The organism is Amorphus sp. MBR-141, from assembly GCF_053628695.1.
The window spans coordinates 1-1,726 of sequence record NZ_JBRJGW010000082.1 but is presented as its reverse complement, the minus strand read 5'-3'; the positions used below and the strand labels follow the sequence as shown (position 1 = coordinate 1,726).

Below are 1,726 nucleotides of genomic sequence, written 5' to 3'. Positions count from 1 at the left end.
TGGTCACCTTACCCTGGCGCCGTGTCGGCACATCCGCCGGCCCTAACCGCCGGACTCTAACTCTACGCCCCGGCCACCTCGATGGGGCAGGCCAGCGTCAGGCTGCGAAGCATTTCAACATATCGCGCGACAGCGTTGCGAAGATGCTGTCGTATTCGACCCCGCCGGGCTATCGGCGGCGGTCACCGATCCGGCGGCCGAAGCTTGACGCGTTCGTTTCGACCATTGATCGATGGCTGGACGAGGACAGACACGTGCCGCGCAAGCAGCGCCACACGGCCAAGCGGGTGTTTGACCGGCTTCGCGACGAATGCGGCTTCACCGGCGGCTACACGATCATCAAGGATTACATGCGCGAGCGGGAGCAGCGCCGCCAGGAGGTGTTCGTTCCGCTGGCGCACCCGCCCGGCCATGCGCAGGCCGACTTCGGCGAGGCACTGGTGATGATCGGCGGGGTGGAGCAGAAGGCGCACTTCTTCGTGCTGGATCTGCCGCACAGCGACGGCTGCTATGTGCGAGCCTATCCGGCGGCAGTGTCGGAGGCTTGGGTCGATGGCCACATCCATGCGTTCGCCTTCTTCGGGGCCGTTCCGCAATCGATCGTCTACGACAACGACCGCTGTTTGGTGGCGAAGATACTGCCCGACGGCACGCGCAAGCGCGCGAGGTTGTTCAGTGGATTCCTGTCCCATTACCTGATCCGGGACCGTTACGGCCGCCCCGGCAAGGGCAACGACAAGGGGAGCGTCGAAGGTCTCGTCGGCTATGCCCGGCGTAACTTCATGGTGCCGATCCCGCAGTTTGCGACATGGCAAGCCTTCAACGCCTGGCTGGAAGAGCAATGCTGCAAGCGCCAGCGCGACAGGCTGCGTGGTGAGAGCGAGACGATCGGGGAACGGCTGCAGCGCGATCTCGCGGCCATGCGTCCGTTGCCCGCTTCGCCCTTCGACGCCTGCGACCAGGCCAGCGCCCGTGTCACGGCCCAGTCGCTGGTGCGTTACAAGACCAACGACTATTCCGTCCCGGTCGCCTTCGGCCATCAGGACGTCTGGGTCAGAGGCTATGTCGACGAGGTGGTGATCGGCTGCCGCGGCGAGATCATCGCCCGTCATCCCCGAAGCTGGGAGCGGGAAGACGTCGTCTTCGATCCGCTGCATTACCTGTCGCTGATCGAGCGGAAGATCAATGCGCTGGATCAGGCAGCGCCTCTCCAGGGCTGGGACCTGCCCGCAGAGTTCGCCACGCTGCGCCGCCTCATGGAGGCGCGCATGAACAAGCACGGCCGGCGCGAGTATGTGCAGGTGCTTCGCCTGCTGGAAAGCTTCGAGCTTGCCGATCTGCATGCGGCGGTGAAGCAGGCCCTTCAGCTTGGCGCGATCGGCTTCGACGCGGTCAAGCATTTAGTCCTGTGCCGGGTGGAGCGCCGACCGCCGCGACTGGACCTGTCCATCTATCCTTACCTGCCGAGGGCGACGGTCGAGACGACCTCGGCGAAGGCCTATATGCGCCTTCTGTCGGCGAATGCAGGAGAAGCGGCATGAGCACCGAAACTCCCGAGGTCCTGCTCTCTCACTATCTCAAAACCCTCAAGCTGCCGACCTTCCAGCGCGAGTACCAGAAGCTGGCCCGGCTATGCGCCACCGAGGGCGTGGATCATACCGGATATCTTGCCCGGCTTGCCGAAAGGGAGATGATCGAACGGGATCGCCGCAAGGTCGAGCGCCGC

1 protein-coding gene and 1 pseudogene are annotated in these 1,726 nt (G+C 64.5%); both read left to right on the top strand.

Translation table 11 applies throughout. From position 1 onward, the window contains the following. On the top strand, positions 1–1,541 hold a 1,541-nt coding region (istA, locus tag ACSSVZ_RS28085; RefSeq protein WP_453974163.1), incomplete at its 5' end, for an IS21 family transposase. Continuing rightward, positions 1,538–1,726, top strand: a pseudogene (locus tag ACSSVZ_RS28080) (AAA family ATPase); the annotation flags it as partial. The gene istA and the pseudogene ACSSVZ_RS28080, both read left to right, overlap by 4 nt.